This is a genomic window from Tolypothrix campylonemoides VB511288_2, from assembly GCF_045999855.1.
Lineage (GTDB): Bacteria > Cyanobacteriota > Cyanobacteriia > Cyanobacteriales > Nostocaceae > Scytonema > Scytonema bouteillei_A.
The window spans coordinates 259534-284483 of sequence record NZ_JBFPMW010000015.1 but is presented as its reverse complement, the minus strand read 5'-3'; the positions used below and the strand labels follow the sequence as shown (position 1 = coordinate 284483).

The window sequence follows — 24950 nt, the reverse complement described above, 5'->3', positions numbered from 1 at the left end:
AGCCATTAGCAATTAGCCATTAGCAATTAGCAATTAGCCATTAGCCATTAGCCATCAGCCATTAGCCATTAACTAACACTCCAACGCTTTTTTTTGCATTGTTTTAAAAATATTGTAAAATCCGTTAGCACGAGAAGGTGTCAAACTAACGTTTAAACCTGTTTCTTGAATAAAATCTGGAGTCAGTTGCACAATTTCACTAGGAGTGAGACCATTTAACCCTTCAATTAAAAGCCCTACCAAGCCTTTTGTTAATTGAGAATCAGAATCACCTTGGAAGACAACTTTCCCGTCTTCCTGTTTGGCAGTGACGTACACTTGAGAAACGCATCCAGGGACTTTGTTTTCTGGTATTTTATCAGATTCTGGAAGTTCGCTCAGTTTCTGACCATACCAAATGAGCTGCTCGTAACGACGCTTTTGGTCAGAAGACCTTTGAAAGCGCTGTACGATTTTAGCAAGATTGGGCGGTAAGGAATCGAGAGTCGAGGACATAACACGAGACAAGACATAACGAGCGATATTACATCGAGTTTAGATTATCTGAGACGCCACTCACCATTTACGAGCGTAAGGCGTTACGCTCCTACTTATCACCCATGTTCACATTAAGCAATGACAATAAATGTAAAAAAATTATGCAAAATCAAACTTAGGATAGATTTTCTTGATAATTAATTCACATGGGAGTTTTAATCATTCATCAATAATAGTAAGGAGAAAGCCAAGTGTTGACGTCTACTTTACTAGCTACTGTCGCTACAACACCTTTGGTATGGAGTCCCACTGTTGGGATAATCATGATTATCAGTAACATTGCAGCGATCGCGTTTGGTAAATCCAGCATTAAATACCCTAATGCAGAGCCCCAACTACCCGCATCTAATTTCTTTGGTGGTTTTGGTATACCTGGGCTGTTAGCAACAACTGCCTTCGGTCATATCTTAGGCGCTGGTATTATCTTAGGATTGCACAATCTTGGTAGGCTCTAGTCGTTTGCAACGTTAGTTTTGATTTGCAGTTTAAAACCCCACTTCTTGGAGAAGTGGGGTTTTAAACTGTCACTTATGGGGACGCGACTGAGAAATGATGGTTCGTTTTCCAACCTACACAGCAGGAGGCAAACCTCTCATTTGACGGACAGCATTGATACATGCCGGACAATCGCAGCCAAACATAGCAACTGCTGTATCGCTTTCTTCCTCTGTGAAGTTAAACTCAGCAGATGGGTTCTGTTGGTTTTGTTCTCCTCCAGACGCAGCAAATTCTACAGAAGAACGAGTAGATGGAGCCTGAGCAACTTTGCTAACCTTCATACAGACCAACTTAGGAGTTGGTGCATGAGGATTTTTGACACAGGAAGTTTGAGTTCCTGTAGAATTCACTGTTTCACTTGCTCTAGCTGGCTGGGTCATCATGACCAATGACAGGACAGATGAAAACAGTACGGGACTGGAAAGTAATGTAAGGGCAAATTTCTTGTTCATTTACTGAAAAATGTAAGTCACTATATACGGTCTGGCATTAATCTTTTCACATTAATATGATTGTTTCAGTATTTTTTGTGCAAAGTTCTCCAACCGATTATAGATAGCACTAATAGAGTAGGCATCATTTTAGCAGAGGCAATTTCCCACGTCCATAGCATAAATTCAGAAAAATTGAAAAGAATTTAAAACAGAGGAAGACACACCTGAAATGAACAATTGCAATACCTCTGTGTTTTTACTGAACTTTACTTTTGAGTTGACTTTCTATAATGTCAGTTTGTCTTTAGCTTAACAGGTAAGCGCATGCACATTCAACCAATTAATAGTGAAAGATACAGTTGTTGGAACTGAGAGTTTAAGGCATTGACCCACTCTACATTAACTAAGTTCCTAAAGTATTGGTCTAATTGAGTAGGAATTATAATCTTCGATATATAGCAAGCTGATAAAATAGCTACTCATTAGATGATATAAGAAGCATACTGAAAACTATGTCAAATCAATCTCCTATTCCAGTCGTTGTTATTGGTGCTGGCGGCAAAATGGGTCGTGAGGTCGTTAAAGCAGTAGCACAAGCATCCGATATGAATCTTGTAGGTGCTATTGATACCAGTGTGGAACTTCAAGGTAAAGACGCAGGTGAACTTGCAGGTTTAACAGAACCTTTGGAAATTCCCATCACCAATCAACTCGAACCCATGCTGGCATTTGCAGCACAGGAAAAACAGCCAGGAGTGATGGTAGATTTTACTCATCCCAAATCGGTTTATGATAATATACGCAGTGCGATCGCTTATGGTGTTCGTCCTGTCGTTGGAACCACCGGGCTAACTCAAGAACAAATTAGTGAGTTAGCAGAATTTGCGGATAAAGCCAGTACTGGCTGTCTGATTATTCCCAACTTTTCTATTGGAATGGTACTGCTACAACAAGCTGCAGTCACTGCATCCCACTATTTCGATCATGTTGAAATTATAGAACTGCATCACAATCAAAAAGCAGATGCGCCGAGCGGTACGGCAATTCAAACGGCTCAATTGCTGGCGGAAATGGGTAAAGAATTTAACACACCTCTTGTGGAAGAAACAGAGAAATTACCAGGAGCAAGGGGAAGTCAAGGTGGAGAAGGTATTAGAATCCACAGCGTTAGGTTACCGGGGTTAATAGCTCACCAGGAAGTGATTTTTGGCGCAGCAGGTCAAATATATACCCTCAGACACGATACTAGCGATCGCGCTTGTTATATGCCGGGAGTACTACTAGCAATTCGCAAAGTCTTGCAGTTAAAGTCGTTAGTATATGGATTAGAAAAAATTTTATAAATCTCAAATCCAGAATCACGCATGATAGTCCCACTGACCCGCCAGAAATTTGAACAACTTGTTCCTCTCATTGCTACAGGTCCGCAGTACAAGTATTACTGGGGAAAATTTCCAGAATTTTTACAACGGCTGCTTATTTCTGTAGTAGCAGCAGCTGTTGTTTTACTGATAAGAGTCCTTTTTGGAGTGAGTGAATTAACTCCCATACTATTTCTCATAGGGCTGATTGGCGCTCTTTATTGGCTGTGGGCACCTGTATTTTGGGCAAGTATGCGGAATGCAAAATATCGCCGTTATAAATATAGTGGATTTTTCCAGGGACGGATTCTGGATTTCTGGATTACAGAAGAGGTGCTCGGTAAACAAGAAACTGTGGATAACAAAGGTGATTTAGTTATTATAGAAAACCGAGAAAAACGAATTAACATAGAAGTCGGTGATGAATCGGGATTCACTGCTGAATACAAAGCACCATTACGAGTTTCTTACAAAGTTATAGCTCGAAATCAATTGGTAGAAATGGTAGTTGCATCAAATAAACCGGATTTGAGCAGAATTGAAGAAATTTCCGACATTTACATTCCCAGTCGTGATATATGGGTTAGCGATTATCCCCTCATACGAAGGGACTTTTTTAGCGAAGTCAGTCGCCGCTTGCGCGATAAATATTCAGACAGACCGCGCCGCCGCCGTAAGAATTATGAATGATGTAAGAATTATGAATTATGAATGATGAATTATGAAAAAGATACTCACTCGTTTCATAATTCATAATTCTTAATTCATAATTTCCCATAAGCTTGCCAAGCTAAGTCTACGAGTCCATCAACTGTAGCAACTGCTACAACAGCATTTCCCTTACGGCTGTCAATTGTGATGTTGGGAACTAAAGATTCTCGCAAACGTTCTTTTGCAACATCCACATCTAAAAATCCGGCGGGTGTAGCAACGATCAAAGCTGGTCTGATTTCCTCAGATTCAATGAGATCGACAAGTGTTATCAGGGCAGTTTGAGATTGACCGACTACAAATATTCCCTCTGGGTATCGCTTGGCTAGAGTCTCCATCCCCGACGCAGCGCGAGTTTTTTCTTTTTGAGGATGAGTGTAGAAGTCCATACTGCAATACACGGGATTGGCAAAGGTCGTTTGAATGGCTTGAATAATACCGACTTGCACCATTTGAACATCTACTACAATTGTCGTGCGTGCTGCTAGTGCGGCGGCTGCAGCCTGCAAAGCACGTTCAGAAAAGCGAATTAAAGATTTATACTCAAAGTCTGCTGTAGCGAAAACCACCCGACGGACAAGTTCGTACTCTGCGGGTGAAAATATATGCTCCCCCATTTCTGAGTCGATGATTGCCAAACTTTGAGCGTCAGTTATATGCCATTCCATAGCTATCAGCAGTCAGCTTTTAGCTAACAGCTTAGCAGCTTTTATTCGTGATTCATATGATTTTGATTGAATACAAATCCTGTGGTACGGAGAGAAGTGCCGTGCGGTGAATCGAGGCAAAGGACGAGGGTTTCCCACGCCCTAGCGATTGGTGTATAGCCCTTGCGGGCATATGGGCAACGCGTAGCGTCTGTGTAGGAGGTACAGCAACGCGTAGCGTGTCCGTAAGGACATACCCGGAAGAGGTTTCCCCCCAACCCCACTTCGTGGAGACCCCAAAGCCCCCGTTGGTATCTTGGGGTATCCTTCACATTATCCTTCTGTTTTCGGTTTGATACCAAGTGATTGGAAATCACGGCTATACAGGCGAAACCCGCCTGCGCGGGTTTTTCAATGTCTGTATTTTTTAACTAAGACTCAGCACTGGGAGAAGAACGACTGAAAACTAGAGACAAGTAAGCCACCAAAGCGCCGATGAAAAACCCTGCAATGTTACGAATCACGGGTAACCAATCGCTTGTTCTGGTGACAACCGGTCCGATACCAAAGGCAAGAAATAAAATGCCCCACAAAGGTGAGAAAATTAAAGCCCACTGCCAAGCAATGATCTCTCCTTCACGTCGAGGCTGAGCGGCGAACCCACAGATAATACCTCCAATGGTAGAAGTAATTAAAGTGAGAATCCACTGCTCTCGCGGTAATCCCGGAACAACGCCACAACCTCCTTGCACCAAGCAAGTTTTCACGGTCTCCATCGCTTGAAGAATAGCTTGGTCTTCGCCTTGTTCTCTCACAAAGTACAGGTTTCCAAAGCGGGTCTGCAATTCTATCCAAAAAGTACGTGGTAGTAATTCATAAACTGCGTCACCAACACTAAAGCTCAAAATATTTCCGCCACGGGAGTCAGCAACAAGTAAAACGCTTTTATCGTCTAAGCCCCAAAAGTTGATGACTGCACGACCTGGGGTGCGATCGTACTGTGTTAACACTCGCAGTTTCCAACCCGTGTCGGCTTCAAATTTGTCTAAGTCTTTGACAAGCTTCTCTTCTTGAATGCTGTTGAGCGATTTAGCTAAGTCTACGACTGGGGTTGGGGTATCCGGTAGTAACTCGGGATTGTCATAAGCGTATGCGTTGGGAGAATGCGCTATCCAAATCGATCCGGCTAAAAACAATACTGCCGCAAATGCCAAAAACCGCCGCCAAACACTATGCTGCATAAGCTTTTTTATACGGTTATATCCAGTAACAGTGAACAAGTTGTTTTAAAAGAGTACGGGAAAAGTGATACTTCTTTACACTTTTTAACTTTAATCTAATCTAACACCCTAAATCAAATAGACTAGTAATCGGCGAACATCGACCGATAACTGGGTATTATTAACTGAGAATTAATGACTTGATTGTTATGGCACTTTCCGGTAGCTGGCAAGATTGGTTAACTGTATTGGCATATGTATCTTTTGCCTGCTTCGTCATTTGGCGCATTTTCTTGACTAAATGAGCGCTTAGGTACAGAGCGAAAAGCCACAGAATCATGGTGACCCGTTATTATTGACACCGTTCAATCCCTAAATATTAAGTTATATGTAGAAATTAATGAATTACCGATCGCTCGTTACTAATTACTGGTCACTGATGCGTCGATTCTCTTGTCTGATTGCTTCTCGTTCTCGCAATGACAGTGGCGCTTTCTGAGATTGAGGTAGGCGATCGACAGTTCTTCTTGAAGATTTTGGACGTGTAAAGGTTTTCCAAGCTGCTTTCATCCCAACCATAATACTGCGAGTGCTAGCTTGAACATTTTGCGCTTGTTGCTTGGCGTTATCCAGACTTTGATCGACTTGCTTGACAACTTGACCGGCGCTTTTTACTCCTTCACTGACATCGTCGGTTAAATCGGTGATTTCTAAGCTAGTCAGACGAATGGCTTCTAGAGTTGGTGGTAACTCTCTTGAAAGGGTATCAAATAATTTTTCTGCACTCCGGGCTGCCCGAGCTACTTCTAGCAATGCGGGTAGAGCCGCTACCAAAACCGCAGTGAGGCTAGCGGCAACTAGAAGTATAGACAGTCCCAGCCAAAAAAGGGGATCGATCACTTTGGTATCGTTTACTAGCTATCTAAGTGTTGTGTAACAGGATCTGAGTTTTGCTCTGTGTTTTGCCGCTTTAAGACTTGGCTTTCCCTCTGACTGGCATCTATACCAGCTGCAAGCGCATCTCGCAATCGATCTAGTGTTTCATCCCAATTGGTACGTGCGCTTGCAGATAGGCGGTCTGCTTGCATCTGAACACTCGTTGAGATATCTTCTGCTAATTCTGGTAGAGCACTGGCAGATTTTTTTAATAATTGACGCGTTTCGCGCCCTGTGCGGGGAGCCAAGAGTAATCCGGTTAGGGTACCAATGGCAGATCCTAACATTAATCCACCGATAAATAATCCTGAACGGTTGTTAGACATTTTCTTTTTTTTCTCCTTATACACATTCTATGTGGGTTTCCACACTTTGCGAATTCCCAACTTTAATATTTACGTTGACAATCCCTGAAACTAAAAAGTTGCTATTACTAGCTTTGTGTTCTTTAAGTAACTATCTATAGTGATAATTTTACTGAAATTTCCAGAATCTGAAAATGCTAGATTTTCAAATTTTCTTTTTCAGTGTTATTGGTTTGAGTTTAAAAAAGTAACGATGTCCAATTTTCTGCCCGAAAGCAAGTAGGCTAAAAATTTGCCTCACCCGTTGAATTTGTAATTGTTTTGGCTGGTTTCCTTGACGCAAGTTATGGATATTTCTCTGACCTACGTAAATTGCTGTAGGGGCTTTGTGTAATACAGCATGAGTACTGCGTTGTGCAGCACTTAAAATATCCGCAATATTTGCGAGTCGCTGTTTCAGCAGCCAAACCCGCCAAGCCACGTAAAAAAGTATCAGAGATATGAGTATATTAATGATGACAACAACTGCGACCATATATTATCTTTTTGCACCCTTAGTAGCTGTTTTATTAACGCTAAAAGCGATATAATTTAGAGTTATCCAAAAAAATTATTTTTTCTCTGATACTGGCTAAAATATTTATGAAAATTCTATATTATTAACCATTATCAACTTATAACTCGATATATTAAATTTTCAATAACACTTGTGTCATGTTGTACATTCATACCGGAAGCCATCGCCGGAATTGTGTATTCTGAAAACAGCTAGGCTAATGTTTAAATGGAGGTCGAATGACTCCTATGATTATGCGTCAGCTTTGGTCGGTAGTAGAAACTGCCCAAACCAAGACGCTTTTACAACTCGATGATGCCACCTTAGTGCAATGGTTAGTAAAGCAAACCAAGACCCAGGCTCTATTAGACCATCATGAAACCGATTTTTTGAGCGACTATATCAAATCTCGTTTAACCTTGATTCGGGATATGGCTCAAGAACGTCAGTACTCTTAAAAGTCAACTGTCAAAAGTTATGGTTCATGACAAACGCTCGATGAGCGATCGCTAATGACGAGTAGGCAAATAACCCTCCACTACACAATCAGAACCGACAACTCGCATCTCTACACGTTCTAAAGACAACGCTTCGGTCATGGTGTTAAAACCAAGATCGCCCACAGGTGTAGGGGCACTGTCCCCACCGATGATTTTAGGAGCAATAAAGGCAAGAACTTTTTGCACGGCTCCTTGGGCGATCGCACTAGCAGCCAAGACACCGCCGCACTCCCAAAGGACGCTGCAAAAACCCCGTTCGTACAAGTAAGCCATTGCCCGAGTAGGTGTGAGTGGTGTTAATTCCACCACTTCCACCCCAAGCTTACGTAACAGTTCTTGAAAGCCAGGGTTAGCGCCCTGTTCTGTTAAAACCAAAGTGGGAGCTTCTGAAGTTTGCCACAAATGAGCTTTTTCAGGTAATTCAAGACTGCGACTCATCACAATACGCAGAGGATTGTGCGCTCCTTCTTGGTGGCTGGTGAGATGGGGGTTGTCGTGTCTAACTGTATTGCCACCAACAATGACTGCATCGCAAGCCGATCTTACTTGATGAACTTGATGGCGAGCGGCTTCATTTGTGATCCAAGCACTGTGACCGGTAGAAGTGGCGATTTTACCGTCTAAGGTCATAGCATATTTCAAAATCCCAAAAGGTCGTTTGTAGAGAATGCGATGGACAAATCCCTCATTCAGTTTCTTACAAGCTTCCTCCTCAACTCCGACCACAACTTCTATACCTGCAGCACGCAAGCGAGCAATACCACCGCCTGCTACAAGTGGGTTGGGATCGACCATACCCACCACTACTTTAGACACCCCAGCAGCAACCAACGCTTCCGAGCACGGGGGAGTCCGTCCGTAGTGATTGCACGGTTCAAGACTGACGTAAATAGTCGCACCACGAGCATCAGCACCAGCTGCTTTTAAAGCAAAAACTTCTGCATGGGGTTCACCAGCACGGGGATGAAATCCTTCCCCCACAATCTTCCCATCTTTAACAATAACTGCTCCTACCATGGGGTTTGGAGAAGTTCGTCCTACAGCACGGCGAGCTAATTCCAAACACCGCTGCATCATAGCCCGGTCAAAATCAGTTCCGGCGATTGGCACCACCTGTGAATTTTTTCCAAGTTCTGACAAGACTTGAGCTTCATTAACATATAAAGTGTCCTGTTGGGGAAGCAATGGGGAGTTATTCATACCTAATAACTTTATAACAATTCCATTCCAACAGGTTACCTTAGAGCCATAGAAAAAGTTAGTGGTGCAGGCGACTTCAGGAAATCACTCTTGGCGATCGACAAACAGAAACCCGGCTTCTTAAAGAAACCGGGTTTCTGATAGCGCTTCACTCCTATTTGAGCATATATACTCAAAACACTCACACTCCGCTATTGGTTAGTTATTAGTCGTTAGTTGTTATGAGATCGCTACTAACCACCAAAAATTAACCATTTTCAAGACTGTTCTGCCAGCTTGAAGTTTTGCCACCAGCGATTCAAAGGAAAATAAACAACAGGTGCCCACAGACTACTGAGAATAGCAGAAGCAAGGGCAACTTTCTGGAAATAGGCCCAGATATCTGCCGCAACTGCGTTACCCATTAAAGTCAACTGGGACGCAAAAATTGTTTCTGCAAGAACTGCCATACCAAATACAATTAAGGCAATAGAAATAAAATCTTCTTGAATAAAACGTTGTTTTTGAAGCATTCCCGTAAGCCCCCCCACAATTCCCAAACTTATAGCGTGAGTTGGGTCTGGTGAAGTCATAGCGTCTTGTAGAAACCCTAAAATTATCCCAGCACAGATTCCTTGAAAGGTTGTACGCTTTACACTCCAGGCTACTACCCAAATCACGGTCCAATTTGGTCCAATACCTAACAATTCCATACCCGGAAAACGGGTAGGAAGGATCATTAAGCATAAGAAGGCAGATCCGGCTGTAATTCCCCAATCAATCACTTGGCGTAGAAAGGGATTCCAGCGAGACAAGGGGCTAATCTTTACTCTGGATTGTCGCTTTTTTGGTTTTGGTTTTTTCTGCTTGCTACCATTAAGTTGTATAAATTGCATCTTTAATTAGATTTTTCTAACTGTGTATTTTCTGAAGTGGGTTTTTCTGGCTCTACGTTTTCAGGCTTGGGGTAGACTGCTACCCAATCTAAGGAACGTATTGGAGGGAAAAGTTCCACTTTGGCCACTGATGCTGGGAGTTTTTTCAAATCTAGCGACTTCACCTTGCCCACAGCTAAACCTGAGGGAAATTTTTGGCTGTATGTAGATGTAGCAACCAAATCTCCAGGTTTGACGTTTGGCACTTTTTCATAAAACTCTAACACTGCTTCTGCCGAAGCGTCGCCGCGCAATACACCTTTGGCACCGGTACGGGTAACGGTAACCCCAACTTGGCTCTTAAGATCGCTAATCAGCAGCACGCGGCTGGTATTGGGAGTTACACTTTCTACTAGACCTACTAACCCGCCATCAGCTTTAACAACATAACCTTCTTTAATTCCCGCGATCGCACCGCGATTGAGGGTAACTTGCTGCCACCAATTATCAGCACCTCGCCCGACAACTCTGGCTGGAATTGGGCGTGCTGATAGGGGCTGCTTTTCTACATAGCTCAATAATTGTTTTAATTTTTGATTTTGATTTTCTAAATCTTGTATGCGGGTTTGAAGTTCTAATACCCGAGGGCTGTCTCCCAAACGTTCCTCTGGGGGGGATGCTGTTTGCATCATTTGGAATGGGCGAGTAATACCCTCGTAAACTTCAATAAGGAGCGCACCTTGGGTTTGTCTCAATACCCACGCACCACTGATGACTATACCTAACAGACCTATTTGTAATCCTCTACGCTCCCACCAGCGACGTGCTGTAAACATAATAACCTTCTTTAGCCGTAACTTTACATAAGATATAGAATTCTATATCTATAATAAATACAGAACTCCATATCTGAAAATCCTTGATTTTACATATTTCGAGAACGTCCACTAAACACACGTTCCAATTGTTTGAAGTTTTCTAGCACTCGTCCTGTTCCTAACACAACACAGCTTAATGGATCGGCAGCAACGTGTGTAACTATACCCGTCTCATGACTAATTAGGGTATCCAATCCCTTCAGCAAAGCACCTCCTCCAGCAAGCATAATCCCTCGGTCGATAATATCTGCCGCTAATTCGGGAGGTGTCCGTTCTAGAGTTCGCTTCACCGCTTCTATAATGACTGAGAGTGGTTCAGACATACTTTCACGAATTTCCGGTCCTTTAATAGTCACGGTTCGCGGTAAACCAGAAAGCAAGTGCAAGCCTCTGACTTCCATAATGGAGTCATCATCATCGTGAGTGGGGTACGCCGAGCCAATGCGAATTTTTATGTCTTCTGCAGTTCGTTCTCCAATCACTAAGTTATGAACTTTCTTCATATACTGCATGATTGCTTCCGTCAGTTCATCTCCAGCGATGCGTACTGATTCGGAAAGTACCGTACCTTGAAGACTGAGGACTGCGACTTCTGTTGTCCCACCACCAATATCAATAATCATATTGCCAGTTGGCTCTGCTACAGGGAGCCCAGCTCCAATAGCTGCAGCCACAGGCTCATCAATGAGGTAAACTTCTCGTGCGCCTGCTTGAGTAGCAGCGTCCATAACAGCTCGTCTTTCTACTCCTGTGACTCCACTAGGAATACCGATGACTATACGAGGTAAGACTAAGGATTTACCTTCGTTGACTCGCTGAATAAAGCTTTTTAACATCAGCTCAGCCGTGTCAAAGTCAGCAATTACACCATCCCGTAAAGGACGCAAGGCAATAACATTCCCTGGTGTCCGACCGAGCATTTTTTTTGCTTCTTCTCCTACTGCTAGGGCGACTTTTTCGTTTTGATCGATCGCGACTACAGAAGGTTCTTGAAGAACAATCCCTTTACCTGATACATATACGAGGGTGTTGGCAGTACCGAGATCGATACCCATATCCCGCGATAAGGAAAATTTACTAAAAAGACCCACGCGTCTCTACGCCCCCTAATTCCAATACTTTTTACTACAACCGTAAGAGAGAATCGTGCTGGATTCTATTACGTTTTTTGCCCTGAGTCTAGTAAAGCAGAATATCTTTTCATATATTTTTTTTTATTCTTCAACCAGCCCCATGCTTCTACTGTTTTATATTCTTTAGCTTCATATGTGTATCCGTATGCTTTTGTAGTTTGCACTGAATATTTCTTATCAGTTATCTCAGTAATTATAATTGTTATTTATTTGACTTTACTTTTTTAGCAATACAATTCGCTATTATGGAAGTCAAAAGTAACAAGTACATCAGTACTGAAGGATAACTCTTATGAGCGTTAATGTTGTCACTTTAGTGGGTCGCGCTGGTATGGACCCCAAGCTGACTTGTTTCGAGACTGGGAAAATGAAGTGTCAATTTTCTCTAGCCGTCAGACGCCCCACCAGTAGAAGTGATGAACCCGATTGGTTCAACTTAGAACTTTGGGGAAACGAAGCACGAGTTGCCACCGATTATGTGAAAAAGGGTAGTTTAATTGCCGTTAAAGGTTCTCTCAGATTAGATTCTTGGGTTGACCAAAACGGCAACAAACGAACCTCACCCATCATCCGTGTGGACAGGCTAGAGTTACTCGGTTCCAAGAAAGATGTAGAAACTGACGGGATAGATAGCAATCCCGATAGTTTTGGCTAATGGCTAATAGCTAATGGCTAATAGCTAATTGTTCCATTAACCATTAGCCCTTAGCCGTTAGCCATTAGCATTAATAACTAATTTGCAATGTCACAGATGCTTTCACTTGTTGCTCAGAGCCAACTACAGGAGTGGAAGCATCTTTTAAAGCTACTGCTCTTGCCGCTAGCTCCGTTGTCGGTATTGGTGGTGGCGTTGGTACACCCGCCCCATTGACTTCAATACTAACAACTTCTTTGGCTTGAAATCCCAACGCACTCAAAACAGCACTCGCTTGCTGTTGTGCATCTTGGGTCGCTTTTTTAAGGGCTTGTTGTCTGGCAATAGCGATCGCGTCATCACTGGCGATAAAACTAATGCTACTAATCTGTGTCGCCCCAGCTTTGACAGCTTCATCCAATAAAGTGCCAGCACGTTCGGTCGGCAAACGAAAACTGACAGTATTAGTAGCTGTATACCCAGTTAGACGCTGTACGTTATTGTTGTAGCTGTACACTGGGTTAAGACTAATGCCTGTGGTTTGTAATTTCTCGACTTTTCGGCTTTTCAAGAGTTCTACTACATCTGACGATCTGCGAGCTGCTTCTTTTTGAACTTCCTGTGCGGTTTTCCCCTGCACCTCCACTCCTAAAGTGATTTGAGATAGAGTTGTAGGAATCTCTTGCGTACCGCGACCGCTAACAGTCAATGTTCGCAGCATTCTTTGCTTCTCTTGTGCCAAAGTGGGTTGGGCAAAACTGACACATAACAGCAAAGCTATGGGTATAGTTTTCCAGAGGTTTCTTGAATGAAATCGAGAACCAAACGTAATGGTATTCATTGTCCACTCCTCAAAAATTTAGAGAAAATTCAGTTAGTCAAGATTTTAGACTTGTTTAAGAAGTCAACGCTCTTGCAGTTAGAATATGTTGTTAATCTGGCATTGAAAAAATCAAACAGTAGTGTAGTTACGTTTTTGGAAACTAAAAGATGGCGTACTGGTTGCTGAAAACCGAACCAGAAGAGTACTCCTATAGCAATCTAGAAAAAGATGGCGAAGGAGTTTGGGATGGCGTGAGCAACGCTTTAGCTCTCAAGCATCTACGTACAATGAATATTGGTGACTTGGCATTGATTTACCATACAGGTAAAGAGCGACAGGTTGTGGGTATCGCAGAAGTTGTGAGCCAGCCCTATCCCGATCCGAAGTTAGATGATGCCAAACGAGTGGTTGTGCAGTTAAAAGCAGTGCAAAAAGTCAAGCAGCCAGTGACTTTATCTCAAATAAAACAAGATAGCCACTTTGAAAACTTTGATTTGTTGAGGCTTCCTCGATTATCTGTAGTGCCTGTATCAGAGTTTTACTGGCAACGCCTTCTACAATTAGCAGAGATCGATCGGTTAATTCAGTCCTTTTCTTAACCCATGAATGATAGTTGCTCTCAACAAACTTGTAAATTAAAGAGAAGGGTTTTTTTTGGTAACCAATGCAGTTAAGCCTAACAACCTTCTCATTCCCATTACCTCTGTTAGCAACGGCAACAGAAGCAGCAGATAGTTCAATGGTTCTAGCAGCCGTGCTGCTCAGTTTAGTTGTTATCTATCTTGCCAGTAAAGTTGGTGGAGAATTATCCAACCGCATAGGTTTACCCCCTGTCTTGGGTGAACTTGTGGCTGGCGTAGTCGTTGGTGTTTCAGGGCTACATCTTTTGGTGTTTCCTGAAGGGGGAGCAAACAGTTCTGGCTCTCTCATTATGACTTTCCTCCAAACCACCGCTGGTCTGAATCCAGATGCAGTTGATGCTGTGTTTGCAGCACAGTCTGAAGTTCTGACCATACTCTCAGAATTAGGTGTTATTGTTCTTCTGTTTGAAATTGGCTTGGAGTCGAACATCAAAGATTTGATGGCTGTTGGGATACAAGCTACTGTTGTTGCATTTGTGGGGGTAGTTTTACCCTTTGCTGCTGGTACAGCAGGATTAATGGCTTTGTTTAATATCCCAGTTGTAGCAGCAATTTTTGCTGGGGCGGCTCTCACGGCTACCAGTATAGGTATCACTTCTAAAGTCTTGTCAGAATTGGGACGTCTCAATTCAAAAGAAGGACAAATAATTTTGGGTGCTGCTGTTATTGATGACGTCTTGGGAATTATTGTTCTGGCAGTGGTCGCAAGCCTTGCTAAAGAAGGCATGGTGGATTTAGGCAAAGTTGTTTACTTGCTGATTAGCGCTACCTCTTTCCTTGTAGGATCGATTGTCCTGGGTAAAGTTTTTAGTAACACTTTTGTCGCGATCGCTAAAAAGTTAAAAACTCGTGGTGAATTAGTTATACCGGCATTCACCTTTTCCTATGTGATGGCATACCTTGCGGCTGTTATACAGCTAGAAGCCATCTTAGGTTCTTTTGCAGCTGGATTGGTTTTAGATGAGACCGACGAGCGCGTCCAACTGCAAAAACAAGTCATACCTGTTGCTGACTTATTAGTCCCTATTTTCTTTGTCACCGTTGGCGCAAGAACCGATTTGGGAGTGCTAAACCCAGCTATTCCTGCCAATCGCGAGGGCTTAGTCATGGCAATTTTCCTGATTACTGTTGCAATTCTTGGGAAAGTAGCCACGGGATTAAGTGTTTTTGGAATCCCTCAAATCAATCGTTTGGCAATTGGTGTTGGAATGATCCCTAGAGGTGAGGTAGGATTGGTTTTTCTTGGTATTGGCTCCTCTACCGGAGTTCTCTCCAAACCTTTAGAGGCAGCAATTATTATGATGGTTATTCTGACAACCTTTTTAGCCCCACCTCTGTTAAGATTTGTATTTCCAGAACCAACTCATACAACAGCCGACACAGAAAATTTAATTTTTGACGGTTCTGGTAGCAATTCTCTTGTAATTGGATCATCAGATGCTAAAGTTTCTTCTCCAGATGAAAGGGAGTAGGGAATAGGGAGTGGGGAGTAGGGATAAGGGAGACAAGGGGGACAAGGTAGAAAGTACTTTTTTCCCTAATCCCCAACCCCTAACCTTAAGCTCTTACCACCGTGTCTGTACTTAGATCTTTGTAAAGACTGTTTCTTATATAGCACCCACAGCAATGGAACTTATATTTCCAAATTTACGTCTCCAGAGATGGAATTTTTAGAAGTTTTTTCTAAAAAGAATTGGCTTTAGGTATGTTTTTTTGTCCTTTCATATCTCCTGCTCTCTAGTTCAACCCTAGATATTTTCTTGCCTTTAATACAGTAGGACTTAAAAGTCAATACCACATTGGAAAATAGCAGCCAACAGTTGGCAGTTGGTGCATCTTATACCAAAAATGACACAACTCGATAATCCCTTGTCGATTCAAGTGTTACCTATAGGGATTGACTGCTGTTGAAAATGCTGGTTATCTCATTAGTTAGTGTAGTAAGAGTGCTTTAGAAACATGGACTTTTTTAATGTCATAACGGCATAGCAAATAGGATAGGTATGCTAGATTCGACGCCACTATTCCAATTCCTAGTAAGGATTTGATGCTTTGAGCATCAAAACCAAGGTGTGGGCAGTGATGGTGTGAGGATGTGCCAACACTTTGAAATTTTATCGGCTCTATGAATGCGAATCAGGAGAAAACACTGTGAAAATGCACTGGTTACTACCTGGTACCTTTGTAACTACTTCATTATGTATGCTGGCTGCGCCTGCGGAAGCAGCAAAGTTACAGTCTTGGCGTTTTGATGCCAATCAAAATAGATTGGAAATCAATACCGAAGGTGCTGTTCAACCTCAGGCGCAGCTAGTTTTTAACCCCACGCGCTTGGTTATCGATTTGCCAGGAATAGAATTTGGGCGTCCGCAGTTAACTCAGTCAGTGGGTGGTGCTGTTCGCTCTGTTCGGATCGGTCAATTTGATAAAGCAATAACTCGTGTTGTTGTCGAATTGAGTCCGGGTTATACTCTCGATCCAAAGCAAGTGAAATTTGAGGGAAAAACTGCCAGTCGCTGGATAGTACAATTACCAACGCCGCAAACTGAGCAAATAGGAACCTCAAACGAAAGCGAGGAAGTTAAAATCGCAGCTTCAAGAAATGTTTCACCTCCTAGAAACGCTTCATCTGTGAATAACGTTTATAGCGTTGTCACGGTAGACGCGCAAGAAAACAAACCAGAGTTTTCAAAGCAGGTTGTGACTATCCCTGAAGCTACAACTCAAATTCAGAGCTTGCAAGTTACAGGGGATGGTTTATTTGTCCGTACAAATGGAGAAATACCCAAATTTCAAATTATTCGCAGTCGCGATCGCTCTACTATTTTTGTTGATATCCCCAGCGCTACCCTCGCGTCAAATTTTTCACAGCAGGATTCCAAAGCTAACCAGTATGGGATAAACCGCATTGAATTTAACCAACTGCGAACAACCAGACCAACTGTGAGATTGACCTTACGAGTCGATCGAGATAGCCCGGACTGGCGGGTCACTACTAATAATGTTGGTAGTAGTAGTGGTTTGGTACTGTTACCCAATCGTTTTGCGACTAACTCCTCGAGAGAAAATAATTCAAGTAACTTAACTTCTCCAAGAGAGAGTCAATCCATCCCTTTGCCAGCGCTATCAAGCAACGACTCCATTGCGACAATTCAGTCGGTAGATGTTGTTGGTACGCAACTGCTAATTAGAGGCGATCGGACTTTATCATCCGCCAGCACGGGTTGGGATAGGTCATCTGGTTTCTACCGAATTACTATTCCCAATGCTAAGTTAGCTCCTTCCGTCAAAGGTCCAAGCTTTAGTGCTAGCAGCCCCATTTTGCGAGTTCGCTTGCAACAGCAAGACCAAAGGACAGTGGTTGTACTCGTTCAACCCGCATCAGGCGTGCAATTTGGACAGATCGATCGCTCCAACGATCGACAGCTATCTCTGGAACTCGAACGCACCCGTACAGTATTGCCTCCCGTAAATTTACCACCTATCTCGCGCACCAACCCACAACCCCTACCACCGAGATCGATTCCCTCTCCCGTTCAAAGTCCTCGCGTCCCCAAAGGAAAAGTTATTATTGTTGTTGACCCCGGACATGGCGGTCAAGATCCAGGAGCATTAGGTATTGGTGGGATTCAAGAGAAGGACGTTATTTTACCCATCAGCTCGAGAATAGCAGAACTGTTGCAGCAAAAAGGCGTACAAGCAGTATTGACCCGAAATTCGGACTACTTTGTAACTCTCCAAGGACGGGTTGACATGGCAGAAAAGGTAAATGCTGATGTGTTTGTTAGTATCCATGCTAACTCAGCAGGAGCCGGTCGTCCAGATGTGAGTGGTTTGGAAACATATTATTACGATAGCGGTTTAGGTCTAGCTAAAGTTGTTCACAACAGTATTCTCCGCAGTGTCAATGTCAGAGACCGAGGAGTCCGGAAAGCAAGATTCTATGTCCTTAGAAAAAGTTCTATGCCTTCGATTCTTGTGGAAACTGGTTATTTAACCGGTCGTGAGGATGCTGCTAAGCTAGGTAATCGGTTGTACCAAAATCAAATGGCAGAGGCGATCGCTAATGGTATTGTTGAGTACCTCAGGCAGAGATAACAGAATCTAGAAACTCTCTACTTTGTCTAAGAATAAGTTCTCATTGGGCTGTTACCCTAGCACGATTGCAGGCAACAGCCCATATTCTTTTAAATATATTGTGGAAAAAGTGTTTATTTAGACTTCAAACTGGGAATAATGTGTGACATCACACTTAACTTACCTGATGGTGATGGATATGAGTACGGTTATAAGACCCTGGATTGCCAAAAAATCCCATAACTTCTTGCCTTTGTCACCTTAAAGATAGGACTATAAAAAGAAGAAATAGGTAATTGACCCTTTGAGATAAACTTTGTAATGGTAACATTTTCCATAATTTCTAGTGACTGATAGGGGTTTTCGCTAGCTCAACCCAAGCATCTATATTTTTTTAGTTATACGTTAAGTGGGGTCTGTGAGTCCGTACCATATCAGTCAACCGTATCAAGTATATGAAGTGTGAAGTATGAAATATGAGTAAATTCCACCAAAAAATCGAGAATTTGTACCGAGTTATACTACTTTTTTCATTCTTTATCCTTCATCCTTATAAACTTCATCCGCCAAGAATCAAGCGCAAGCTTTACTTCTAAAGTGACTTTCTTCTAATACTGAGCGGTGACGGTGTGAGTCCTTGCCAAAGCTTTGGCATTTTGACAGCTCTTATAAATACGAATCTGGAGAAAAACTGTGAAAATCAACTGGCTGTTACCTGGTGCTATTGCAACAAGTGCTTTGTTCGTAGCTTCGTCGCCAGCGCAAGCAGCAAAACTGCAATCCTGGCGATATGATGTCAATCAAAACCGATTGGAGTTCCGTACTGAAGGACCTGTTCAACCCCAGGCGCAACTCGTCTTTAACCCCACTCGCCTGGTGATCGATTTGCCTGGTGTAGAATTGGGACGCCGACAGCTCGTACAGCAAGTCAATGGTGCTATTCGCCTTATCCGTATAGGACAATTAGACGAACACACAACTCGCCTTGTTGTAGAACTCAGTCCGGGTTATACCCTTGACCCAAAGCAAGTGAAATTTGAGGGGAGAACTCCCAGTAGTTGGTTCGTACAATTACCGACGCCAGAAGCCGAACAAGGAGTTCCTTCTTCATTAAATGTGTATAGTGTTGTCAAGCCTAACCCCAACACAGTACAAAGACAGGAATCAAATGCTAATGTCTACAGCGAACCTATCCCCAGTACGAACGTCGCGCCACTTGCAAGACGAACAATTATTAGCAGTCGTGCTAATAACAGCAATCTTGCTGATGGTATCGCTCAAATTGAGAACTTACGTGTTACGGGCGATGGGTTGTTTGTCCGTACCAGTGGTAGCGTTCCCAAGGTGAAGATGTTCCGCAGCAAGGACAAGAGTGCTATTAATATTGATATTTCTAGCGCTGCTTTATCATCGGATTTTGCAATGCGGGATGTAACTGTTAACAAACACGGTGTTAGACACGTAGAATTTACCGAACTTAGAACTGAGCCACCAGGTGTCCGGATGACGTTATGGGTAGAGAAAGATGGTCCGGACTGGGGTACAAACGTTAACTCTAATGGAAGTTTGGTAATTTTGCCAAACAGTAATGGCGTGAGAGTACTAGAGAACAACGGTAGGGGTGGTGAAGATAGCAACTCAAATCGTTACTCAGACAATAACTTTAGGAACAATGATGATAGCAACCCCAGTCGTTACTCAGACAATAACCCACGTTCTTACGAAAGAGCCAACGACTCACTTTCTACAATTGAATCTATAGAATTAGGTAGTGCTGGCGCACAACTATTTATTAAAGCTGATGGTACTTTAGCTTCTATTGATAGTAACTGGGAAAGATCTTCGGGTTTTTTCCGAATCACGATACCTAATGCTAGATTAGCAACTCCAGTTCAAGGTCCAAATTTGGACGCAAGCAGTCCCATTCTCCGCATCCGACTGCAACAGAAAGATTCCCGTACAGTTGTTGTATACGTTCAACCAGCACCCGGAGTGCGAATTGGACAACTCAATCAACTGACAGAACGAGTTTTGTCCGTACAATTACAGCGTACTCGTTCAATAACTTCTCCCTTTTCTTTGCCTCCTTTAGCAAGACCATCGTATCCACAACCCATGTCTAATGGACCGATGACAATTAATCCAAATTACGGTACACAACCACAAGCACGACGAAGAGCACCCAATGGGCGCGTTGTGATTGTTGTTGACCCAGGACATGGTGGTAAAGATTCTGGTGCTCCCGGTCTTGGCGGATTGCTGGAAAAGAACGTGGTTCTACCTATCAGCCAAAGGGTAGCATCGGTTCTGGAGCAAAACGGGGTACAGGTTGTACTGACGCGCAATTCTGACTACTTTGTGGAACTTCAAGGACGGGTAGACATAGCAGATAGATCTAATGCCGATTTATTTGTTAGCGTTCACTCCAATTCTATTGACGGTCGTCCTGATGTTAATGGTTTAGAAACGTATTACTATGACAGCGGTTACGATCTCGCTCGTGTCGTCCATAATACTATTCTTGAAAGCATTCCAAGCCTTAAAAACAGAGGAGTACGGAAAGCTCGATTTTATGTTTTGAGAAAAAGTTCTATGCCTTCGATTTTAGTGGAAACTGGTTATATGACTGGTGTAGAGGATAATCCCAGGTTGGGAAGTTCCGAATACCAAAATCGCATGGCGGATGCGATCGCTCAAGGTATACTTCGGTACTTGCGACAAAGATAGTGATGAAGGGCTAATGGCTAATGGTGAGACCAGCCCTGAAGGCGGGTTTCCCGCGCCCTGGGGACTGGTGAGACCAGCCCTGCAGGCGGGTTTCCCGCGCCCTGGGGACTGGCGAACCCGAAGGGCGAACAAGGGAGGGCTAATAGCTAATGGCTAATGGCTGGGCTGATGGTGAGTCTAGCCCGTAGGGCTTAGGAAACCAGCGCCCTAGCGACTGACGTATAGCCCTGACGGGCATAGCCTGCTGCGGCATCGCGGAGCGTGCGGTTTGCGCTTAGCGTCTCCGTAAGGAAATACAAGGTTAGCCATTAGCCATTAGCCATTAGCCATTAGCCATTGTATATTTAATCGCAAAACATAAATTAATATTTTTTGCCTGTGCTCAGCTATTCTCATTTTGATAACGAACCCCAACGTGCCTCAATTGGCATTTTTGATAGTGGTGTAGGTGGTTTAACGGTACTGCGACAACTCTACAAGCAACTCCCTAATGAATCAATTATTTATTTCGGGGATACGGCTCGACTTCCTTATGGTATTCGCACACCTGGTGAAATCGTACAGTATGTACGTGACATCTTAGATTGGATGCAACAACAACGAGTGAAGATGGTTGTTATGGCATGTAATACTAGCTCTGCTTTAGCTTTAGAGGAAGTTCAGGACGAATATCCTTTTCCCGTTTTAGGAATTATCCTCCCTGGGGCAAAAGCAGCAGTAGAGTGTGGCAAACGTATAGGGGTAATTGCCACTCCGGCAACTGCCAAAAGTAATGCATATCGACGTGCTATCCTAGAAGTAAATCCCCAAGTTCAAGTCTGGCAAGTAGGTTGTCCGGAGTTTGTGCCCCTTATTGAACAAAATCGCGTTCAAGATCCCTACACTACAGATGTGGCACGCTTATACCTCGAACCACTTATACACCATCAGATTGACACCTTAGTCTACGGTTGCACTCACTATCCCCATCTCGCACCAGTCTTGCGATCGCTTCTTCCATCCCAAATACAATTAGTCGATCCTGCCGTACACGTTGTTGCGGCGTGTGCTCGAGAACTCGATGTGATGGGTTTGAAAAATACCCATTCACCAGTACCGACGCGTTTTGCTGTCAGTGGCTGCCCGCAACAGTTCGCTCAGTCCTGCTTGCAATGGCTCGGGTATACCCCAACTGTTGAAGCAGTCTGTTGGGCTGAAGGGTTGCGAGTTGGAAGTTAGGGGTTAGGGGTTAGGGGACACACGGAAGAAGTACAGACAACTTATGCCACAGTCCCCAGCCTCTCTCTTGACTCTTGAGTCTTAACTAGTGTAGGCTAGTAGCTTCAGTCACATTTGACCTTAGTGTTACGTCCTCTTTGGTTGTTTGAGAAACTCGTGAAGAGTCCACATTAACTGTCTTGTTTCCGGTTCGTTTTGCTAGTGCCAACAAAAGGTAGACTGCTAACAGATAACCAGAAGCTAATATAAAAATCATCATAGGCATTTTTCCGTAAATCATCTTCTCTACCGGGTCGTGTGTCCAAAGGTTATAAACTTAAATAAATAGGTGTAGAATTACAGCCACAAACTACACTTGTAGTGGCTTATTTTTCTACGTAACAAACTTGTCGGTAGAGCTTAATGCTCTCCGAGCAATCAACTTGTAAGGAATTTTTTGCAGACTATACCTACAGCAACAAATAATTGGTTTACTAAAAAGCAAACAAAATCTGTTGTTTCAGCAGTCTACCCAGTCTGCGTTATTTTGTATGCACTTGATGAACGTACTTGCACAGCAAGTACTTTTTCTGTGCTCATGAACTATGACGTTTCCCCTAAAGGAAGCGCATGGCTTTAACCTTGAGGTTTTGGACACGAGGGACTCAACCAACGAATAATTCCCTTGGTCAAAGCCCACGATACTTTATTCACTCACAACACCAGTAGAGGAAAACACCTCTTGGTGATTTTCTCGCCCGGATGGTGAATCTCTCAATAATTTAAAATCCCTAGATTTTAGCGTAACACAACCAACCTGACTTTTTAGCCATTTTTTCTGCTAAATTTAAAATTTTCTAGGTTGAGTTACATACGCTTCCGATATATCATTTGTTACTTACAGTAAGTAGAAGTATAAAAAGTTAATATTATATAATCATAACTGAATTTAACCTTGTTGTCTATATTACTAACAAAAACGTTATAGTAAATTTACTGAAAATTAAATTTTTGATAAAAAACAGGCTTTTTGTCTAATTTAAAAGATTTCTAAAATTTCTTAAAAAAGTATTAAAAATAGCTCATGAGTGCGAAGATATACTCAAATTTTCTTCAGTATGCTTTGCTCCATACGACAACATACGAAAATCTTTTACCTGAGTTTTTTTACCGGACGTTATTACTTTAAGAATTGTAACAATACAATTTCCCACGAGCAATTGCTTGCAACGCATTTTACAGAGACTGAAGACCGGAGACTGAAGTTCAATTTCTTTATCGTTCTATGCCTCTATCTCAAAAAACGACTAGATTATCTTAAAATGAGTAGAAGATATGTAAACTTTCGTAAATTAAAGCCAGAGTCTGCCCATCCATGACCCCAGCCACCTCCCTTTTTTCCCCAGTGGAAGCTGACCTGCTTTTACTAGCAGACAATTTGAAACAGCTAGTTGGAAACGGTCACCCCATCCTTTGTGCAGCCGCCGAACACTTATTTGGAGCTGGGGGAAAGCGTATCAGACCAGCCATTGTTTTACTGATCTCGCGGGCAACCATGCTCCGCCAAGACATTACGCCTCGCCATCGTCGCCTAGCTGAGATTACAGAAATGATTCATACAGCTAGCTTGGTACACGACGATGTGGTTGATGAATCAGAAATGCGACGTAATGTTCCTACAGTTCACAGTTTGTTTGGTAACAGAATTGCTATTTTAGCAGGAGATTTTTTGTTTGCTCAATCTTCTTGGTATCTAGCCAACTTGGACAACCTAGAAGTGGTGAAACTGCTGTCGCAAGTCATTATGGATCTGGCAACTGGTGAAATCCAGCAGGGATTAAGTCGATTTGATAGCAGTATCACTATTGAGACTTATTTGAATAAGAGTTATTACAAAACTGCTTCTTTAATTGCCAATAGTGCTAAAGCTGCAGGGGTTTTGAGCGAAGTTTCTCAAGAAGTTACCGAGCATTTGTATCATTACGGGCGTCACATTGGTTTGGCGTTCCAGATTGTGGATGACATTTTAGATTTCACAAGTTCGGCAGATACTTTGGGCAAACCAGCTTCTTCAGATTTAAAAAGTGGTAATTTAACAGCACCTGTTTTATTTGCGTTAGAAGAACAACCATACTTGGAAGTTTTGATAGAAAGAGAGTTTGCCCAAGAAGGAGATTTAGACCAAGCCCTCTCCTTGATTGAAGATAGTCAGGGTCTACAGCGAGCCAGGGAATTGGCAGCCCATCATGCTCACTCAGCAGTAGAGCACATAGCAGACCTACCTCCCTCTGATTGCCGCCAAGCGTTGATTAAGATGGCTGATTACGTGTTGAGCCGCCTTTATTAGGGACATAACTGGGATTGGGGACAAGGAAGACAAGGAGGACAAGGGAGACAATGAAAACAAGGGAATTGGGAAAAATCCTCAACCCTAAGTCCTCGTCTCCATCTCCCAATTCCGGTGTCCCTCATCCTCAATTTTCAAGACTTAATAACCAAATCATATACATAGACCAAGTCATTGGTTTAGCATGAGAGTATACATGCTAATACCTGATAGCTGATAAAATTTATGCAATGTCCGGAGGAATTTGCATATTCTTTCTGTTCTGTTGAAGCTTCTGCTGAATTAGGTTTTCCAGGTCACTTCGCCTGATTTCTACTCCATTACTGTTAATGTCAGAAGTTTCAAAAAAAACTATACTATCTACGGGTTCCATTGCTACCAGTTGGAACAGAATGTGAGTGACAGGGACGGGTGTAGCTACCAATTGAGGGTCAAGCCCAGCATTTGATTTGCTAGGGACATCCTGTAATGTAGGAAAAGCATAAATTACGCGCTTTTCTAACTGTGGATTTGCGCGGTTGCTTAATGTAGTCAAAACCCAGCTTCCATCCAAATTTTGGACTATGTAGTATTGGGAACGGCGTAATTTCTGGGCGATCGCGCTAAGGACAGGAGCGATTGCTGTGACAAGTTGCGGTGTTACACCATCTTTGGGTGCATTGTCAATCAGCAATTGAATTTGTGCTTGTAAATCCATAATCACCTGTAAACTGCAAGTGGTGGTGTTCATAACA

27 protein-coding genes are annotated in these 24950 nt (G+C 42.9%); 11 read left to right on the top strand and 16 right to left on the bottom strand.

The annotated features are described in order from the left end of the window. Positions 1–72 precede the first annotated feature (72 nt). Positions 73–495: a SufE family protein gene (locus AB0756_RS34080; RefSeq protein ID WP_038081671.1), complete on the bottom strand. Its 423-nt coding sequence runs from the start codon at positions 493–495 to the stop codon at positions 73–75. A gap of 233 nt (positions 496–728) precedes the next feature. Between AB0756_RS34080 and psaK the strand changes: the two genes are divergently transcribed. Continuing rightward, positions 729–992: a photosystem I reaction center subunit PsaK gene (gene psaK, locus AB0756_RS34075; RefSeq protein ID WP_038081672.1), complete on the top strand. Its 264-nt coding sequence runs from the start codon at positions 729–731 to the stop codon at positions 990–992. A gap of 114 nt (positions 993–1106) precedes the next feature. Here the strand turns inward: psaK and AB0756_RS34070 are convergent, their stop codons facing one another. Continuing rightward, positions 1107–1415, bottom strand: a complete 309-nt coding sequence (locus AB0756_RS34070; RefSeq protein ID WP_082051612.1) for a hypothetical protein — start codon at positions 1413–1415, stop codon at positions 1107–1109. A gap of 566 nt (positions 1416–1981) precedes the next feature. On the opposite strand from AB0756_RS34070, the gene dapB reads away from it, so the two are divergent. Beyond that, positions 1982–2812 carry a 4-hydroxy-tetrahydrodipicolinate reductase gene (gene dapB, locus AB0756_RS34065; protein ID WP_038081674.1) on the top strand — a complete coding sequence of 277 codons (831 nt, stop codon included), beginning with the start codon at positions 1982–1984 and terminating at the stop codon, positions 2810–2812. Between the two features lie 21 nt (positions 2813–2833). Beyond that, a complete protein-coding gene (locus AB0756_RS34060; protein ID WP_038081675.1) occupies positions 2834–3520 on the top strand; it encodes a hypothetical protein in 687 nt (228 codons plus the stop codon). 74 nt (positions 3521–3594) lie between these two features. Here the strand turns inward: AB0756_RS34060 and AB0756_RS34055 are convergent, their stop codons facing one another. The 6 genes from AB0756_RS34055 to AB0756_RS34030 form a co-directional block, all read right to left on the bottom strand. Then, entirely contained in the window at positions 3595–4209 is a 615-nt protein-coding gene (locus AB0756_RS34055; RefSeq protein WP_038081677.1) for a precorrin-8X methylmutase, read from the bottom strand. Positions 4210–4619: 410 nt separating this feature from the next. Next, positions 4620–5429 (bottom strand): TPM domain-containing protein, encoded by an 810-nt coding sequence (locus AB0756_RS34050; RefSeq protein WP_038081678.1) that lies wholly within the window; start codon positions 5427–5429, stop codon positions 4620–4622. Between the two features lie 160 nt (positions 5430–5589). Further along, positions 5590–5748: a hypothetical protein gene (locus AB0756_RS34045; protein WP_167844731.1), complete on the bottom strand. Its 159-nt coding sequence runs from the start codon at positions 5746–5748 to the stop codon at positions 5590–5592. An 86-nt stretch (positions 5749–5834) separates the two neighbouring features. Beyond that, positions 5835–6308: a hypothetical protein gene (locus AB0756_RS34040; RefSeq protein WP_038081680.1), complete on the bottom strand. Its 474-nt coding sequence runs from the start codon at positions 6306–6308 to the stop codon at positions 5835–5837. A 14-nt stretch (positions 6309–6322) separates the two neighbouring features. Then, positions 6323–6670 carry a YtxH domain-containing protein gene (locus AB0756_RS34035; RefSeq protein ID WP_050045311.1) on the bottom strand — a complete coding sequence of 116 codons (348 nt, stop codon included), beginning with the start codon at positions 6668–6670 and terminating at the stop codon, positions 6323–6325. Positions 6671–6854: 184 nt separating this feature from the next. Then, a complete protein-coding gene (locus AB0756_RS34030; RefSeq protein WP_038081682.1) occupies positions 6855–7184 on the bottom strand; it encodes a hypothetical protein in 330 nt (109 codons plus the stop codon). Between the two features lie 260 nt (positions 7185–7444). Between AB0756_RS34030 and AB0756_RS34025 the strand changes: the two genes are divergently transcribed. Then, a complete protein-coding gene (locus tag AB0756_RS34025) occupies positions 7445–7663 on the top strand; it encodes a hypothetical protein (protein ID WP_038081683.1) in 219 nt (72 codons plus the stop codon). Positions 7664–7714: 51 nt separating this feature from the next. On the opposite strand, the gene ribD is transcribed toward AB0756_RS34025, so the two are convergent. The 5 genes from ribD to AB0756_RS34000 form a co-directional block, all read right to left on the bottom strand. After that, complete coding sequence (gene ribD / locus AB0756_RS34020) at positions 7715–8782, bottom strand: bifunctional diaminohydroxyphosphoribosylaminopyrimidine deaminase/5-amino-6-(5-phosphoribosylamino)uracil reductase RibD (protein WP_408019911.1); 1068 nt, start codon at positions 8780–8782, stop codon at positions 7715–7717. 380 nt (positions 8783–9162) lie between these two features. Next, complete coding sequence (gene mreD / locus AB0756_RS34015) at positions 9163–9780, bottom strand: rod shape-determining protein MreD (protein ID WP_038081688.1); 618 nt, start codon at positions 9778–9780, stop codon at positions 9163–9165. A gap of 2 nt (positions 9781–9782) precedes the next feature. Continuing rightward, positions 9783–10595, bottom strand: a complete 813-nt coding sequence (mreC, locus tag AB0756_RS34010; RefSeq protein ID WP_038081690.1) for a rod shape-determining protein MreC — start codon at positions 10593–10595, stop codon at positions 9783–9785. Between the two features lie 89 nt (positions 10596–10684). After that, complete coding sequence (locus AB0756_RS34005; protein WP_038081693.1) at positions 10685–11692, bottom strand: rod shape-determining protein; 1008 nt, start codon at positions 11690–11692, stop codon at positions 10685–10687. 104 nt (positions 11693–11796) lie between these two features. Next, a complete protein-coding gene (locus tag AB0756_RS34000) occupies positions 11797–11934 on the bottom strand; it encodes a hypothetical protein (protein WP_153021559.1) in 138 nt (45 codons plus the stop codon). Between the two features lie 128 nt (positions 11935–12062). Here AB0756_RS34000 and AB0756_RS33995 point away from each other — a divergent pair, with 128 nt between their 5' ends. Beyond that, positions 12063–12425: a single-stranded DNA-binding protein gene (locus tag AB0756_RS33995; protein WP_038081694.1), complete on the top strand. Its 363-nt coding sequence runs from the start codon at positions 12063–12065 to the stop codon at positions 12423–12425. A gap of 70 nt (positions 12426–12495) precedes the next feature. On the opposite strand, the gene AB0756_RS33990 is transcribed toward AB0756_RS33995, so the two are convergent. Next, on the bottom strand, positions 12496–13245 hold the full coding sequence (locus tag AB0756_RS33990; protein ID WP_038081695.1) for an SIMPL domain-containing protein: 750 nt from the start codon (positions 13243–13245) through the stop codon (positions 12496–12498). Between the two features lie 149 nt (positions 13246–13394). Between AB0756_RS33990 and AB0756_RS33985 the strand changes: the two genes are divergently transcribed. From AB0756_RS33985 to murI, 5 genes are all read left to right on the top strand, one after another. Beyond that, positions 13395–13826, top strand: a complete 432-nt coding sequence (locus AB0756_RS33985) for an EVE domain-containing protein (protein ID WP_038081696.1) — start codon at positions 13395–13397, stop codon at positions 13824–13826. A 65-nt stretch (positions 13827–13891) separates the two neighbouring features. Beyond that, entirely contained in the window at positions 13892–15340 is a 1449-nt protein-coding gene (locus AB0756_RS33980) for a cation:proton antiporter (RefSeq protein WP_038081698.1), read from the top strand. 679 nt (positions 15341–16019) lie between these two features. After that, positions 16020–17966, top strand: a complete 1947-nt coding sequence (locus AB0756_RS33975) for an N-acetylmuramoyl-L-alanine amidase (RefSeq protein WP_038109533.1) — start codon at positions 16020–16022, stop codon at positions 17964–17966. Between the two features lie 672 nt (positions 17967–18638). Further along, the gene (locus AB0756_RS33970) at positions 18639–20672 is read left to right on the top strand and encodes an N-acetylmuramoyl-L-alanine amidase (RefSeq protein WP_038109530.1); all 2034 of its coding nucleotides are present in this window, start codon (positions 18639–18641) and stop codon (positions 20670–20672) included. A 378-nt stretch (positions 20673–21050) separates the two neighbouring features. Then, a complete protein-coding gene (gene murI, locus AB0756_RS33965; RefSeq protein WP_202048637.1) occupies positions 21051–21890 on the top strand; it encodes a glutamate racemase in 840 nt (279 codons plus the stop codon). A gap of 85 nt (positions 21891–21975) precedes the next feature. On the opposite strand, the gene AB0756_RS33960 is transcribed toward murI, so the two are convergent. Continuing rightward, positions 21976–22170, bottom strand: a complete 195-nt coding sequence (locus tag AB0756_RS33960; RefSeq protein WP_050045312.1) for a hypothetical protein — start codon at positions 22168–22170, stop codon at positions 21976–21978. 1074 nt (positions 22171–23244) lie between these two features. Here AB0756_RS33960 and sds point away from each other — a divergent pair. Further along, complete coding sequence (gene sds, locus AB0756_RS33955; protein ID WP_038079800.1) at positions 23245–24216, top strand: solanesyl diphosphate synthase; 972 nt, start codon at positions 23245–23247, stop codon at positions 24214–24216. A 223-nt stretch (positions 24217–24439) separates the two neighbouring features. On the opposite strand, the gene AB0756_RS33950 is transcribed toward sds, so the two are convergent. Further along, a complete protein-coding gene (locus AB0756_RS33950; protein WP_038079862.1) occupies positions 24440–24913 on the bottom strand; it encodes a hypothetical protein in 474 nt (157 codons plus the stop codon). Between the last annotated feature and the right edge of the window lie 37 nt (positions 24914–24950).